The sequence below is a fragment of the Chryseobacterium caseinilyticum genome (assembly GCF_014837145.1).
Taxonomy (GTDB): domain Bacteria; phylum Bacteroidota; class Bacteroidia; order Flavobacteriales; family Weeksellaceae; genus Chryseobacterium; species Chryseobacterium caseinilyticum.
Genome location: NZ_JACYFS010000003.1, coordinates 236,066 through 251,916, shown reverse-complemented (window position 1 = coordinate 251,916; position 15,851 = coordinate 236,066). Strand labels below are relative to the sequence as shown.

Below are 15,851 nucleotides of genomic sequence, written 5' to 3'. Positions count from 1 at the left end.
ACTAAAGGAATTTATTTTCTACCAATACCCAAAGTCTTTGGGCATATTCATCTACCTTCTCCCACTTTTTGTCGTAATACAGCTCGCTCAGATATTCTTTAGCTTCATCAATATTTTTGCATCTGTTCAGTACAGAAACAGCATTATTAAGATCTGTCTGGCTTCCAGCAAAAAGCACCTTTGTAAATGCAAGTCTGTCATTCAGATCCAGTCTGAATTCAGGTTTTGGTTTTTCAGCTTCCATAAAATCTGTCGGCATATTTGCTTTAAGCAAACTTCCCGTATCTTCTTTTACAACAGGTTTTACCTCAGTCTGCTCAGGTTTCTCTTCAGGAATTTCTCTCTCCAGAGGATCATCATCAAACAGTGTCTGGATATTTTTCAGTCCTCTGATGTTGGCCAGTTTTATTTTCTTTTCCTGACGGTAGGCTTCTATATTCTCAAAACTTTCGTCGGAACGTGGATTTTCGTTTACCGTTTCAGATTGAGGTTGATCGATGTCAACAATTCTTCTGCGGTCAGATTCTTCAGGTTTTGCTTCAATCTCAGCTTTTTCCAAAACCTGATCATCTCTTTTAATTTCACTTAAAATAGATTCTACATTTGAACTTTCTGTAATGATTTCATCCTGTCCATGATTCAGGCTTGAAACGTATTCATTTTCAGTCTCTTCAATCAAAATATCATCTTCATTCTGTTCGGTCGCAAAAATGTCGTGAATGGTATGTTTTTCCTCTTTTCGAATTTCGGAATTCTGATTTTCCTCTTCATTGATTTCACTCAGCTGATCATTAAAAACCTCTTCTTCCTCAGTAACTTCCTCTTCAAAAATTTCTTCTTTGATATCGTCATCGTTATCCGGCTCAGAATTTTCCAGAATCCTGTCTTCATCTACAAAACTGAGAACACGGTCGGTATTTTCGGCTTCCTCTTCCTCATCAATTTCATTCAGCTGATTGTTGAAAACAGCTTCTTCTTCGAGTTGCAGATGATCTGAAATCTCGTCCGAAACAAAATTTACATCCGCTTCCGGCTCGTTTTCTTCAACTGAGTTGACAATATTTTCATGGAAATCACTTTCAATAATTTCATTTAACTGATTATTAAAAATGGCTTCCTCTTCCTCAACTTCAGACTGCGTTTCAGGCTCAGTGAAAGCTTCATTTCCTATTTCATTGAGCTCGTTATTGAAAATCGCTTCTTCCTCCGTGACAGGATCAGGCATCAGTAAATCTTCTGCCGGCTGTGTTGAAAAAGCAGGGGTTTCCTGGTTATCATTTCTGATATTTTTATCCAACAATTTTAAAAAAGCAATTTTTTCAGCCAAATCTTCTAACAGATTGTGCTTCGAAATCAGTTCGTCAACATTGTTTATTCCACCCAAAATATCGATGATATTTCTGGATTCAAAAAAAATCTTATCCTTTAAATCTTGAATGTTCTGCATCGTAGATTCTTATTAAAATTGCTTACTTTTGATGTTAAAATATTACGGCTAATTTAACAAATGTTTTTAGAAAATACAATTAATCATTCCAAACAGAGCGGTTGGATGGAAGTTATTTGTGGCTCAATGTTTTCCGGAAAAACCGAAGAGTTGATCCGAAGGCTGAGAAGAGCAGAAATGGCAGGGCAGAATGTGGAAATTTTTAAACCTAAAACCGATACCCGGTATTCTGATGAAGATGTCGTTTCGCACAACAAAAATAAAATCCGCAGCACAGCAGTACAAAATCCTGATGAAATTATTCTCCTCGGATCAAATTGCGATGTAGTGGGAATTGATGAAGCTCAGTTTTTTGATGAAAGCATTGTGGAAGTTGCCAATCAGCTCGCAAACAGTGGAATACGTGTAGTGATCGCCGGTTTGGATATGGATTTTCTGGGAAGACCTTTCGGGCCGATGCCCAACTTGATGGCGACTGCAGAATATGTCACAAAAGTACATGCGATCTGCCGTAGAACCGGAAATTTAGCCAATTATTCGATGAGAACATCAGAAGGTAAAAATCTGGTGGAGCTCGGAGAAACAGAATCTTATGATGCCGTGAGCAGAAGAGTTTTTGTAGAAGAAGTTCTTGAGAAGATAAATAATGTTTAATTTAGTTTGATATAAAAATTAGGCTAATACTATAATTAAAATCTGATTTTGAAATTTTTAATTACTATTTCAAACTTTTCGCATTGGCGATAATCAAAATAACAAATATTAAAGACAGCAGATAAGCAGAAAGGCACCAATGAATTATACCGCAGGACAAATCGCAGAAATAACCAATGCAAAAGTAATTGGCGATAAAAATGTAATGATCAAAAACATCGCTTTTGACAGCAGGATCATTTATTCAACAAAAAATACTGCATTTATAGCCATCAACACGGGTAAAAATTCCGGTGAAAAATTTATAGAATCTGTTGTCGACAGAGGGATTAATGTGATCATTTCAGAACATCAATATCTTCAGTTTGAAAATATCAACTGGATTTTAGTGGAAAATTCAATAGAATTTCTGCAGAAATTAGCTAAATATCACTTTGAAAATTCTCATCTAAAATCCATTGGAATTACAGGGAGTAACGGTAAAACTATTTTAAAAGAATGGCTTTATCAATGTCTCTGGAATGAATTCCCGACTGTAAAGAGTCCAAAGAGTTTTAATTCTCAAATCGGATTACCACTTTCTCTGCTTCAGATCAACGATTCTCACGAGCTCGGAATTTTCGAAGTCGGAATTTCCAAACCCAATGAAATGCACAAACTGGAAGATATTTTCCAGCCACAAATTGGTCTACTCACGCATATCGGAACGGCTCATCTTGCCAATTTCGGGTCTGAAGAAGAATTAATCGACGAAAAAATTAAGCTTTTCAAAAATTCAGAAGTAATTATTTACAATGGAGACAATAAATTGGTTAACAAAAAGATAAAAGATTTATATTTAGGTAAAAAATTAATTTCTTACGGCTTTAAAGTAGAAAATCAGGTTAACTTTAAAAGCAATATTTCCAGGGATGAAAATGTCGTGGTAAAATACTTTGGTGAAGAAATCTCATTCCCTGTTCATCAGCGGGACGAAGCAACATTAACTAATGCTCTGGCACTGATAACAGTCCTAAAAGAATTAGGAGTAGAGAATCAGAAAATCATTGAAAAAATCAACGCGCTGAAAGCCGTTGAAATGCGTCTGGAAGCCATTGAAGGACAGAAGAACAATATCGTGATCAATGATTCCTTTAATCTCGATTTGGATTCTTTAAAAACTGCCCTTCAGTTTCTTAATGAATATAAAAAATCCAGGAAATCGCTGGTTCTTACTGATATTGTTGGTGTCAATTCAAATTCAAAAGAGCTGTATGAAGAAGTTTCAGAATTGGTGAACGAGCAAAATTTTGATTCAGTTTTTCTGATCGGGAGTGAAATATCAAATTTTAGTGATTTATTTAAATCTAAAACTTTTACTTTTATTAATACTCAGGAATTAATTGACAGTAAACATCTTACGGAAATTGAAAATCAAATTATTCTGCTTAAAGGAGCAAGAAAATTTGAGATTGAAAAAGTAAAAGATCTTCTCGAACTTCGCAAACACGACACAGTTCTTGAAATCAACTTAAATGCACTGCTGCACAATATCAATTACCATAAATCACTATTAAAACCTGCCACAAAAATGATGGCTATGGTAAAAGCAAACGCTTATGGTTTAGGAAGTTATGAAATTTCAGAATTTCTGCAGCATCATCACATTGATTATCTTGGTGTAGCTTTCGTAGATGAAGGTGTTGAGCTGAGAAAAAAAGGAATCACGGTGCCAATCGTTGTGATGAATCCCGAGCAGCACAGCTACGAGACCGTTATACAGTACAATCTTGAGCCGGAAATTTACAGCTTTCGTGTTTTGGAACTTTTCTATGAAGCGGTTCAGAAATCAGGTTATGACAAAGAGTATCCCATCCACATCAAACTGGAAACAGGAATGCACAGACTTGGTTTTAAAGAGCACGAACTTAATGAACTGAGTCAAATTTTGAGTAAAATAAATGTCAGGGTTCAGAGTATTTTCAGCCATCTTTCGTCTTCAGATATACCAACTGAGAAAGAATTTACAGTGAATCAGTTAGATACATTTGAAAAAAACTCAGGTTATTTGATAGAAAAACTAGGCTACGCACCTATGCGGCATATTTTAAATTCATCGGGAATAACCAATTATACCGGTCATCAATATGACATGGTAAGAATTGGCATCGGAATGCTTGGAGAATCACCAAATAGTGATATACAGAAACAGTTACAGTCTGTTGTCAGTTTTAAAACGGTTATTTCCCAAATTTCATTGGTAGAAAACGGAGAATCAGTGGGTTACAGCAGAAGATTTAAAGCTGATAAACCTACAAAAATCGCCACAATTCCTGTGGGATATGCAGACGGAATTCCCAGGTTAATTGGAAATGAGATTGGAAACGTAGGTATTAATAAAAACTTAGCTCCGATTGTCGGCAGTATTTGCATGGATATGATGATGATTAATGTAGATCATATTCCAAATGTGAAAGAAGGCGATACTGTCACGGTTTTTAATGCAAAACCAAGCCTTAAAGAATTCGCAGAATATTGCAAAACCATCACCTACGAAGTATTAACGTCCATTTCACCCCGCGTAAAACGGATTTATGTAAAAGATTAACTATGAGAAAACTCCTGATTCTTTTATTCGCACTTCAGCTACTTCTGATTCAATCTCAAGTAAAAGAAAATTTGAAGATTCCTAAAAATCCAAAGATAGGACTTTCTCTTGCAGGTGGCGGAGCGAAAGGATTTTCTCATGTCGGCGTTCTTAAGGTACTGGATTCTTTGGGAGTAAAAGTTGATTACATCGCAGGAACCAGCATGGGTGCCATTGTGGGAGGTTTATACGCGTCAGGATATTCCGGCAAGGAAATTGAAAAAATCGTGATGGATACGGATTTTTATTCTTTAATCAGAGATCCTAAATCCAGAAAAGAAAGTACTTTTTTTAATAAATCTGTTGACAAATATTTATTTTCAATTCCTTTACAGGACGGGAAAATTACCCTTCCCTCTTCCATCAGCTCCGGACAGAAAAATGTTTACCTTCTAAAAGAGTTATTTAAGAACGTTTCCAACGTCAATGATTTTTCCAAGCTTCCTATTCCCTTCCTCTGCGTTGCCACCAATCTTGAAAGCGGAAATATGGAGATTTTTGAAAAGGGAGATCTGGTACAGTCGATCATGGCGAGTTCAGCATTTCCTTCTTTAATGGATCCTGTAAAAATCGGAGACAGTATTTATATTGATGGAGCGATGACGGTAAATTACCCTTCAAAACCATTAAAAGACAAAGGAATTGATATTGTCATCGGCGTAGATCTGAACCAGGATCTTTCGAAAAGAGAGGATTTAAATAATATTATTTCAATTTTGAATCAGGTGATTGATTTTGGAATTCAAAAAGATACCAGAAGACAGTACAAACATACAGACATCAACATCAAACCGAATCTCACCGGAATGACAGCTACAAGCTACGACGACAAGAAGAAAATTCTTGACAGCGGCTATGTGGAAGGGCAAAAATACGCTGCAATATTGGATCAGCTGCCAAAACGCGAATTTGACCGCCTTAGACAGGCCGTAAATCCAATCTATTCTAATGTTTATAAGATAGACAGCATTTCAATTGATGGAGGGAGAATATACGGTAAAAACTATGTTCTTGGGAAAATGGGGCTCCGTCTCCCATCGATGCAGACCTATGGAAGTATTAACCGTGGTTTGGATAAATTGGTTGCGACGAACAATTACCGTTTCATCAACTATGATATCGTTACTGAAAACAATATTAATTATCTTAAATTATATGTCACCGAAGATGAATCAAGACATTTCTTAAAGTTCGGACTTCATTATGATGAAATTTTTAAAACCGGACTTTTACTTAATTATTCCGCTAAAAGACTTTTATTTAAAAATTCAAATCTTTCATTGGATGTGATTGTCGGAGATAGACCCAGATACTATTTAAATTACTTTATTGATAACGGATACATTCCAGGATTTGGTATCTACTCTTCCGGGATGAGTTTCGATATCAAAGGAAACGACAATATTAATATCGACAAATGGGAGTGGCTCAGAAATGAAGCATATATCCAATCGGTGTGGAAAGATAAATTTGCAATTGGAGCAGGAATCAGTCACGATTATTTCGAAGCGGAAATGAACGGTTTAAATAAAAGATATAACCGCTTTCTCAATCCGTATGTATTTCTGAAAAGCGATACGCAGAATGACCGCGATTTTCCCACCAAAGGATTTTATTTAAACGCAGAAGGTAAAGTTATTGATCTGCTTAAATCTGAAGTGGACAAAAGAGTCGTGCAGGTAAAAGCTGACATTAGGATCAATATCCCACTATCCAGACAGTTCAGCTATCACCTGAATTTATATGGCGGAATTACCATTGGCGACAATCTTCCAAATTTTTATCAGTACAGATTGGGAGGAATCTTCGAACAAAATGTGGTTAATTTTAAAACTTTCAATGGTTTCTATTTCGCACAGTTGAACAGTAATAATGTCGCTTTAATTTCAAATGATGTTCAGTATAACTTTAAGAAAAACTTTTTCCTCAGCGGAAACTTTTCTTTTGCCAACCTTTCAGACGACATTACCTTTGAAGATGCAGTAAAAGTAAACTACAGTTCAGTTGGTGCAAGTATTGGCTACAAATCTCCTTTTGGCCAGATAAGATTTAATTTCGGACATTCACTCAAAAATAATCAAAAAGGCATATTCAGTGTCATTCTGGGACACTGGTTTTAAAAATCATGATACAATTCTTTTACGAAAACTTACCTGAAACTGTTAACACAAAATATATAAGCTGGCTGGAAGATATAATTCTTTCTGAAGGAAAAAAGCTTGGAGAAATTAACTACATCTTCTGTGACGACGAATATTTGCTGAAAGTAAATCAGGATTATCTACAGCACGATTACTACACAGATATCATTACATTCGACTATGTAAAAGGCAAAACCATAAGCGGTGAGATTTTCGTATCTTTGCAGCGCATTTCAGACAACGCTTCTACTCTATCCAAAAATTTTGAAGAAGAACTGTGCAGAGTTTTGGCTCACGGTGTTCTGCATCTTTCGGGATATAAAGATAAGTCGGAAGAAGAGGAACAGTTAATGCGAAGCAAAGAAGATTTTTATTTAGCAAAATTTTACTAAAATTTTAAGTATTATTTAGGAATTTATTCCCGCTCTCTGCACTCGCTTTTTTTCTTTTTCCAAAGATAAAAGAGCTCAGGCAAATGCTGCGACCGCGGTTAAATAGCGTCTCATAGCTTATTTGAGACTGTTTATTAAGACAATGTTTCACGTGAAACATTTAGAGAAAAAATTAAAATTTAAAGCTTTAAACAAGCAATAAAGAAATGATTTCAGAAATATATGATGTAATTGTAGTAGGTGCCGGTCACGCAGGGTGTGAAGCCGCTGCCGCTGCTGCGAACTTAGGTTCAAAAACCTTGCTGGTTACAATGAATATGCAGACCATCGGACAGATGAGCTGCAACCCGGCAATGGGAGGAATTGCAAAAGGACAGATCGTAAGAGAAATCGATGCGATGGGTGGATACTCAGGAATTATTGCAGATAAATCCGCAATCCAATTCAAGATGCTGAACCTTTCAAAAGGTCCGGCAATGTGGTCTCCGAGAACTCAGAATGACAGAATGCTTTTCGCTGAAGAATGGCGTCTTGCACTCGAGAATACTCCAAATCTGGATTTTTTCCAGGATATGGTTAAGAGTCTTATTATTGAAAATAACAAAGCTGTAGGAGTTATAACCTCTTTAGGGATTGAGATCAGATCAAAGTCTGTCGTTCTTACAAACGGAACATTTTTAAATGGTTTGATCCACGTTGGAGATAAGCAGTTAGGAGGAGGAAGAATGGGTGAACCGAGAGCTTTCGGAATTACTGAACAATTGGTTTCTTTAGGTTTTGAAGCAGGCAGAATGAAGACAGGTACTCCACCGAGAGTGGATGGTAGAAGTCTTGATTACTCTAAAATGGAAGAACAGAAAGGAGATGAAAATCCTCAAAAATTCAGCTATTTAGATTCTCCTAAATTAACCAAACAGTTAAGCTGTCATATTGTTTATACCAATGAAACTGTACACGACATTCTGCGTGAAGGTTTTGACAGAAGTCCTATGTTCAACGGTACTATTCAGAGTTTAGGACCAAGATACTGCCCAAGTATTGAAGATAAAATAAACCGTTTTGCAGAACGTACAAGACACCAGCTTTTCGTGGAACCAGAAGGTTGGAGGACTGTTGAAATTTATGTGAATGGTTTCAGTTCTTCCTTACCAGAAGATGTTCAGATAAAAGCAATGAAACATATCCCTGGATTTGAAAATGTGAAAGTATTCAGACCTGGCTATGCTATTGAATATGACTACTTCCCTCCTACTCAGTTAAAGCATACCTTAGAAACAAAACTGGTTGACAATTTATATTTTGCAGGTCAAATAAATGGTACAACAGGTTACGAAGAAGCAGGTGGTCAAGGCTTAATGGCTGGTATAAATGCTCATAACAAAGTTCATAACAAAGATGAATTCATTCTCAACAGGGATGAAGCTTATATCGGTGTTTTAATCGATGACTTAATCACAAAAGGCACTGAAGAACCCTACAGAATGTTTACTTCAAGAGCAGAATACAGATTACTTTTAAGACAGGATAATGCAGATATAAGATTGACAGAAAAAGCATACGAATTAGGCTTGGCAAAAGAGGACAGACTTAAAAAAGTTGAAGAAAAAATCACTAAAAGTCAGGAACTTGAAGCGTATTTGAGAGAAACTTCTTTAAAACCTGGAATCATCAACCCAATTTTAGAAAGTATTGAAAGTAATCCAGTAGATCAGGCTTACAGGGCTTCTCAATTTCTTACAAGACCTAATATTACACTGGAAAAACTGGATGAGATTGATTCTATAAGAGAATTCACTTCTCAGTATAGCGACGAAGTAAGAGAACAGGCAGAGGTAAACATTAAGTACAAAGGCTATATCGAAAAGGAAAAAGAAAATGTTGCTAAACTAAATCGGTTGGAAAATGTAAAAATTCCCGAGGATTTTGATTACATAAAAATATCAAGTCTTTCTGCAGAGGCGAAGCAAAAAATGAATAAAGTACGTCCTAAAACTTTGGCTCAAGCCGGTAGAATAAGTGGTGTTTCACCTGCTGATATTAACGTTTTAATGGTATATTTAGGAAGATAAATTAGATATGTTTCACGTGAAACATTTAAAATAAACAAGGGTATTTAGAGGCTTAAAACACTTTTCTGAATACCTTTATTTTTAAAATAGAATAATCAAAATGAAAATTAAAGATCATTTTCTATCTCAGGAAATATTTGAAATTGTAGAAACCGATACTATGGGAGTTTTTAAAACCTCCCCTATTCCATCCAATATTTCGAAGTATTATGAAAGTGAAGATTATATTTCGCATCATCAGGATTCTGGAAGTTTAAAGGAGAAACTTTATAAATTTCTACAGTCATTCAATCTACAATATAAAAAGACGATCCTTTTAGACCGAATTAAGAAAGGCTCAAAAGTTCTTGATTACGGTTGCGGAGCTGGTGAATTTGTAAAATATATTGAAAATGACTTTATAACTTTTGGATTTGAACCTGACTCTGACGCAAGGAATGCTGCACGTCAAAAGATATCAAAGGCGGAAATTTTAGATAATCTTAATACGATCGAAGATCAAAGTCTGGATGCAATAACACTTTGGCATGTTTTCGAGCATGTGGAAAATCAAGATGAAATGCTTGAAATATTTAACAGAAAATTAAAGGAAAAAGGTCTGCTGATTATTGCTGTTCCCAACCCTACTTCTTTTGATGCTAAACATTATAAAGAATACTGGGCAGCATACGATGTGCCCAGACACATATATCACTTTTCTAAAAATGGAATGGAAAATTTGATTTCTAAAAAACCAAACTGGAAAATGAGAAAAATTAAACCACTGATCTTAGATTCATATTACATCTCGATGTTAAGCGAAAAATATAAAAAATCACCACTTTTTTGGCTTAAAGCAACGATCTTTGGAACAATTTCTAACATAAAGGCTCTTTTTTCGAACGAATTTTCAAGTTTGATATACATTATCGAAAAAAAGTAGAAATTCGATTTTTAAGCTATTTCTGAAAGTCAATTTTCAGCATTTTATCACAAAAAAGACAAAAACTCAGAAAAATCTTCTGAGTTTTTTATTTTCATCCTATTCTACCAAACACATAAATCGATAAAAATTTTTCATATTCAAAATTCAATTTCATCTCTAACTTCATTTTTTCGAAAACATAATCTAAAATACAAATCCGAAACAGGAAGAAATTTTTATCTTTTCTATAATTATCTTTCACTTTGTTCATTTTCAAAAACTGAATATTCAATGCAAAAAAAATAAATAGAAAAAATAACTTTACACATTTCTAGATTACAATTTTTGAGAATTATAAAAAGTCACCTGAGAGATAAAAAATATAGATCGAATACAATACGAAAAGCAAGAATGACAAAAGAAACATAAAACCACTTTTTGTGTCAGAAAATCAATCTTCAAAAGATAAATTTCAACAGAAACCAGCCTTTTCCAGCCTTAATTTTAAATCCGATATTACAAGTCGCGGATTTTGACTTTTAAGAAAATAGACATATCTCTGAAAGTCATTTTTTGTGGAATTTCAAGAAAAATCAATTTCGCACTTTTGTACAAAAAAGGTCCGGCAGAAAATCTGCCAGACCGAATATTTCCAAAAAATAAATTCTTACTTATTTATTGCCGCAACTCCGGGAAGTTCCAGACCTTCCAGACTTTCAAGCATAGCTCCACCTCCGGTAGAAACATAACTTACTTTTTCGCCATAACCGAACTGTTTAACGAAAGCAACACTGTCTCCTCCCCCAACTAATGAAAAAGCTCCCAATTTCGTAGCTTCTGCAATACTGTCTCCCAAAGCAACAGTTCCCGCAGAGAAATTTGACATTTCAAAAACTCCGATTGGACCATTCCAAAGAATCGTTTTTGAATTCAGTAACACATCATTGAACTGATCTCTTGATTTCGGACCGGCATCCAATCCCATCCATCCTTCAGGAATTTCATAAATATTTACTTCCTGTGTATCAGCATCATTACTGAAACTTTCAGCAATTACGGTATCTGAAGGAAGATAAACTTTTACATTATGTTCTTTCGCTTTGCCTATAATTTCAAGTGCAAGGGACAGTTTATCTTCTTCAACCAGTGAAGTTCCAATTTTGCCACCAAGTGCTTTAATAAATGTAAATGCCATTCCACCACCAATGATTAAATTATCAACTGCAGGCAAAATATTTTCTATAATGGTAATTTTAGTTGAAACTTTAGAGCCTCCAAGTATCGCTGTAACTGGCTTTTCTCCGCTTTTTAAAACCTTATCGATTGCCTTAAGCTCATCAGCCATCAGTAAACCGAAAAATTTAGTTGATTCAAAAAATTTGGCAATCACAGCTGTAGAAGCATGAGCTCTGTGCGCTGTACCGAAGGCATCATTCACATAAGCATCTCCTAATTTAGAAAGCTTTTCAGCAAACGCCTCATCACCTTTCTCTTCTTCACTGTGAAACCGTAAATTTTCCAGTAAAAGAATTTCTCCGGCTTTCAGTTCAGAAGCAGCCTGTTCAGCCTTTTCTCCAACACATTCTTCCACGAATTTTACTTCTTTGCCAAGAACTTCTGAAACTTCATCAACAATATGTTTCAAAGAAAACTCATCTTTAACTTCTCCCTTTGGTCTGCCTAAGTGAGCCATTAAAATTACAGAACCTCCATCATTCAAAATCTTATCAACTGTAGGTTTTACAGCAACAATTCTTGTGTTATCGGTCACCTTCAGCTGGTCATCCTGTGGAACATTAAAATCTACTCTTACCAGAGCTTTTTTGTCTTTAAAATCGAAATCTTTGATTGTTTTCATATTGTATATTTAATATTTTTCCAAAGTCGTGAGCAATCGCTATTCCACATTTAGTTTCCGCAAGAAACCAAATCCCGAAATGACTTATTCAGACTTAATTTTTCGCAAATGGCCGTTTCCATCAGCACGGATGGATCATTCAAACTCAGGTCGGCATCACTTGCTTTTTTTAAATTTCTGTTTCACAAATGTAAGATTTTAAAGTCTCGCAAAAAATCTAAACTTTTAAAAGTTTTCAAAATTTTCCGCACAATCCCCCATTCACTAATCAACACTAATTTCTTTTTTTTAATAAAGAAAGAATGAATACTGTTGTTGAGTGTTGTGAGTTTAGGGGATAACTTTAAAGCAAATACTTCATAACACGCAGTTTTAGTTTAATTCATATTTAATTCACAAAGTAAAACGCTGTAGATCTGATTTTTCTGATACTTACCAACAAATATGGATAACTTTTCCACGATACCGTTTATGAATAACCGGTTTATGGAGAAACTTCAGAAATGTCTGAGGAAAGTTTTTGAAAATTTGTGCCCGAATATTTGGAGGCAACTTTCATTAGTTAATTTTTGGTGAGAAAAAAAGTTTAATTTCAACATAGTTTTCCACAGTTATTCACAATGATGCTAACACTCATTCGACGGGAAACTAACAATTGAGATTTAATACTTAAATTTGAACATTCAAAAAAACTGATGTGATGAATAAATTTTATCTGTTTGGTCTTTCATTATTTTCTATTTCGGTTTACTGTCAGAAGCCTGTCTTTGCTGAAGCTGAGCTGAAAACCGCGACAGTATATGAACAGTCTGGAGAGCTTTTTTCGACGACTTCTTTTAAAATCCCGAAAGGTAGTTCGGAGATTATCATCACCAATATTGCTGAAAACATTGATCAGAATTCGATTAAACTGGGAAGTAAAAATAAAATCTCGATTCTCACCTACCGTTTTTCTAATGATGAAGAGATGTATGCTGTTGCTTTAGATAAAAAAAATCCGCAGCATAAGGTTGTTTTAGACAGTATTGATCTGGTTAGGAAGCAAATTAGTAATTTAAATCTACAAAGAAACGCTCTTACAAAAAGCCTTGAAATTTTAGATATCAATCAAACCATTAATTCAGGTTCTACCTCTTATGCTTCTGAAGTTTCAAAATTGTTGAAATACAATCAGAAGAAAAGATTGGAGTTGGGTAAAGAACTTGAAAATAATCAGGAAATCAGTAACAAGTGGCTTGAGAAACTGTCCACCCTGCAGAAGAAATTTAATCTTAATAGTCAGGAAAGAGAAAATTACCCAAAAGGAAAACTCATTCTTCAGGTTTCTTCCGAAGCCAGTGAAAATGTGAATATGGAGATAAAGTACAACGTTTATAATGCTTCCTGGAGACCTTATTATGACGTTATTGCCAATGGTTTGGGAGGAAAAATAAATTTAGGATATAAGGCGATGATCCGCCAAAACTCAGGTTTGGACTGGAAAAATGTGAAATTGAATTTAATTTCAGGAAATCCTAACCAGCGCAGAGTGATGCCTGAGCTTGGGATTTGGCAGCTGTACTATCAGCCTCAGGAAGATAGAACAAATGTAGCTGCCATGTTGCAGGGAAAAGTTCCCGGAGTTTCTATCAGAGGAAATTCCTCCGCTTCGGTGTCCGAAATTTCTGAAATGGTTGTAACCGGACCGAGAAATGTAGTTTCTCAAAATCAGTTGAATTTAAGCTACGAGCTGGAAGATAAATTCACTATTTTATCGAATAACAAAGATAACAGCATTAATTTAAATTCCACAGATATCGCTGCAAACTTTATTTATTCTGCGGTGCCAAAATATTCCAATTCTGCATTTTTAGTTGCTGAAATTGAAAATTTAGACAAGTATAATTTGATTCCTGCCGAAGCAAATATTGTTTTCGAAGACACGAATGTTGGCAAAACCGTCATCAACCCGGAAACTACCGACAGTAAAATGATTCTGACCTTAGGTGAAGACCGGAGAATCAGCATTAAAAGACAGCCGGTGAAAGATAAAACGTTCACAAAAAGCATTTCTTCGACGAATAAAGAACAGCAGTTTGCGTTTGAAATTACGGTGAGAAACAACAAAAGTGAAAAGATAAAAATTAAACTGAAAGACCAGATTCCAATCACCACAGATAAGCAGATTATTATTACGATGGTAGATAAAGGGAATGCAGAATACGATGAAAAAACAGGAATTCTGACCTGGAATGTATCTTTAAATGCTAATGAAACTCAGAAAATAAATTTCTCATATAAAGTTAATTCTTTAAAAGGCAGTGATTTAAGAGGTTTATAAACTAAAAATAAATTTAAAATCTAATATAAAAGTAAAATGAAAAGAAAAATTGCAATTGCCGGAGACCACGCCGGTTTTGAGTACAAGGAAATTCTGAAAAAACATCTCGAAGAGCAGTTTGAAGTTCAGGATTTCGGGACTTTTTCTACAGATTCTGTGGATTATCCGGATTTTGTACATCCCGCAGCAACATCAGTTGAAAACGGAGAAAACGAATTGGGAATTTTGATCTGCGGAAGTGGAAATGGTGTGCAGATTACAGCCAACAAACATCAGAAAATCAGATGTGCACTGTGCTGGATGCCCGAAATTGCTGAGCTGGCTAGACAGCACAACGATGCGAATATGATTTCGATTCCTGCGAGATTTATTGCAAAAGAAGTGGCGATAGAAATTGCAAATAAGTTTCTTAATACGCCTTTTGAAGGTGGAAGACACCAGAACAGGGTAGATAAAATTGCAGTCTGCTAAAAATATAAAGGCTTGTAATTCAGTTTGCAAGCCTTATTTATTTTTTATTTTATATATTTGCAGAGTCCAATGGTAATTACTCGACTGTTGATTCCTCCTAAAATTTCAGATATTTTTAAAAAGATTATCAGAAAATTTTCCCCACTCTTCTCCATATTTGTTTTAAATTTATACAAAACTAAGTCTGAGTTGTAAATTGATTATTAAAAAAATCTTACACTCAAAGTCTATACTCATTAATGTTAGAAAATTCTCAAATAGTATTAAATTCTCAAGTGAATCTGAAAATCATTCGCTTGAAAATATCCATTGATCATTCGATGAAATTATCGGGAATCAAATCTGCTTATTACACAATCTCAAGATCTAATTCATGAAAAAGTTTTTATCTTTTTTAATTGTGATTTCAGCTTGTTTTGCCAATGCACAGAAAATTACTGACAAAGAAGCTTTTAAAAAATGCAGGAAGGAGTTCAGCAAAAAGATATGTTTTTCAGATAAAGATGGTGTTTTGTTTTATTCAGACCGTTGTGCAAAAGAATCGGGAACTGCAAAAAATAATGGATGTAAATGGCCGGATTCTGACGGAGACGGTATTTTGGATAAAGATGATGCCTGTCCTTCAGTTGCAGGACCACTTGAAAATAATGGTTGTCCGTGGCCGGATATAGATGGTGATGGAGTTTTGGATAAAGATGATGCATGTCCGAATGTTCCAGGTATAGTTGAGAAAAATGGCTGTCCTGGTGGAAAACTGGATTGTACTCAATTTTACGAAGATGAAAAAAATAAATTTGAAAAATTCAGAGAAGATAATTCAACAATTGAGAACATTTATAGTAAACTGAGTGGCAATTTGTTGAAATATTTTACTGAGAAAAATAAAAATATAAAGGTAAATTTAGTTTATCTGAAATTTCTGGATTATGGTCCATCATGTGATTATCATCCCAGAAATTATGTTCCTAC

Annotated in this window: 10 protein-coding genes and 1 pseudogene; 9 read left to right on the top strand and 2 right to left on the bottom strand. The window is 34.9% G+C overall.

From position 1 onward, the window contains the following. Position 1 precedes the first annotated feature (1 nt). Positions 2-1,447, bottom strand: coding sequence for a hypothetical protein (locus tag IC610_RS11765; RefSeq protein WP_191737030.1), 1,446 nt, complete (start codon positions 1,445-1,447; stop codon positions 2-4). Positions 1,448-1,507: 60 nt separating this feature from the next. On the opposite strand from IC610_RS11765, the gene IC610_RS11760 reads away from it, so the two are divergent. From IC610_RS11760 to IC610_RS11735, 6 genes are all read left to right on the top strand, one after another. Beyond that, a complete protein-coding gene (locus IC610_RS11760; protein ID WP_056083125.1) occupies positions 1,508-2,101 on the top strand; it encodes a thymidine kinase in 594 nt (197 codons plus the stop codon). Positions 2,102-2,240: 139 nt separating this feature from the next. Beyond that, positions 2,241-4,688, top strand: a complete 2,448-nt coding sequence (locus IC610_RS11755; protein ID WP_191737029.1) for a bifunctional UDP-N-acetylmuramoyl-tripeptide:D-alanyl-D-alanine ligase/alanine racemase — start codon at positions 2,241-2,243, stop codon at positions 4,686-4,688. Positions 4,689-4,690: 2 nt separating this feature from the next. After that, positions 4,691-6,847 carry a patatin-like phospholipase family protein gene (locus IC610_RS11750; protein WP_191737028.1) on the top strand — a complete coding sequence of 719 codons (2,157 nt, stop codon included), beginning with the start codon at positions 4,691-4,693 and terminating at the stop codon, positions 6,845-6,847. A 5-nt stretch (positions 6,848-6,852) separates the two neighbouring features. Then, positions 6,853-7,260 carry an rRNA maturation RNase YbeY gene (gene ybeY / locus IC610_RS11745; RefSeq protein ID WP_191737027.1) on the top strand — a complete coding sequence of 136 codons (408 nt, stop codon included), beginning with the start codon at positions 6,853-6,855 and terminating at the stop codon, positions 7,258-7,260. Between the two features lie 206 nt (positions 7,261-7,466). After that, positions 7,467-9,329 carry a tRNA uridine-5-carboxymethylaminomethyl(34) synthesis enzyme MnmG gene (gene mnmG, locus IC610_RS11740; protein WP_191737026.1) on the top strand — a complete coding sequence of 621 codons (1,863 nt, stop codon included), beginning with the start codon at positions 7,467-7,469 and terminating at the stop codon, positions 9,327-9,329. A gap of 100 nt (positions 9,330-9,429) precedes the next feature. Then, complete coding sequence (locus IC610_RS11735) at positions 9,430-10,251, top strand: class I SAM-dependent methyltransferase (protein WP_191737025.1); 822 nt, start codon at positions 9,430-9,432, stop codon at positions 10,249-10,251. Between the two features lie 649 nt (positions 10,252-10,900). Here the strand turns inward: IC610_RS11735 and IC610_RS11730 are convergent. Next, positions 10,901-12,091 carry a phosphoglycerate kinase gene (locus IC610_RS11730; protein WP_191737024.1) on the bottom strand — a complete coding sequence of 397 codons (1,191 nt, stop codon included), beginning with the start codon at positions 12,089-12,091 and terminating at the stop codon, positions 10,901-10,903. A gap of 700 nt (positions 12,092-12,791) precedes the next feature. Between IC610_RS11730 and IC610_RS11725 the strand changes: the two genes are divergently transcribed. From IC610_RS11725 to IC610_RS11715, 3 genes and pseudogenes are all read left to right on the top strand, one after another. Next, positions 12,792-14,411, top strand: a complete 1,620-nt coding sequence (locus tag IC610_RS11725) for a DUF4139 domain-containing protein (protein ID WP_191737023.1) — start codon at positions 12,792-12,794, stop codon at positions 14,409-14,411. A gap of 36 nt (positions 14,412-14,447) precedes the next feature. Then, positions 14,448-14,882, top strand: coding sequence for a ribose 5-phosphate isomerase B (rpiB, locus tag IC610_RS11720; protein ID WP_056027681.1), 435 nt, complete (start codon positions 14,448-14,450; stop codon positions 14,880-14,882). A gap of 493 nt (positions 14,883-15,375) precedes the next feature. Continuing rightward, a pseudogene (locus IC610_RS11715) lies at positions 15,376-15,627 on the top strand (thrombospondin type 3 repeat-containing protein); the annotation flags it as partial. Positions 15,628-15,851 lie beyond the last annotated feature (224 nt).

Excerpts from the sequence above, each read along its gene's own strand:
- IC610_RS11765 (WP_191737030.1), bottom strand. The coding sequence starts at position 1,447 with ATGCAGAACATTCAAGATTTAAAGGATAAGATTTTTTTTGAATCCAGA.
- IC610_RS11760 (WP_056083125.1), top strand. The coding sequence starts at position 1,508 with ATGTTTTTAGAAAATACAATTAATCATTCCAAACAGAGCGGTTGGATG.
- IC610_RS11755 (WP_191737029.1), top strand. The coding sequence starts at position 2,241 with ATGAATTATACCGCAGGACAAATCGCAGAAATAACCAATGCAAAAGTA.
- IC610_RS11750 (WP_191737028.1), top strand. The coding sequence starts at position 4,691 with ATGAGAAAACTCCTGATTCTTTTATTCGCACTTCAGCTACTTCTGATT.
- ybeY (WP_191737027.1), top strand. The coding sequence starts at position 6,853 with ATGATACAATTCTTTTACGAAAACTTACCTGAAACTGTTAACACAAAA.
- mnmG (WP_191737026.1), top strand. The coding sequence starts at position 7,467 with ATGATTTCAGAAATATATGATGTAATTGTAGTAGGTGCCGGTCACGCA.
- IC610_RS11735 (WP_191737025.1), top strand. The coding sequence starts at position 9,430 with ATGAAAATTAAAGATCATTTTCTATCTCAGGAAATATTTGAAATTGTA.
- IC610_RS11730 (WP_191737024.1), bottom strand. The coding sequence starts at position 12,091 with ATGAAAACAATCAAAGATTTCGATTTTAAAGACAAAAAAGCTCTGGTA.
- IC610_RS11725 (WP_191737023.1), top strand. The coding sequence starts at position 12,792 with ATGAATAAATTTTATCTGTTTGGTCTTTCATTATTTTCTATTTCGGTT.
- rpiB (WP_056027681.1), top strand. The coding sequence starts at position 14,448 with ATGAAAAGAAAAATTGCAATTGCCGGAGACCACGCCGGTTTTGAGTAC.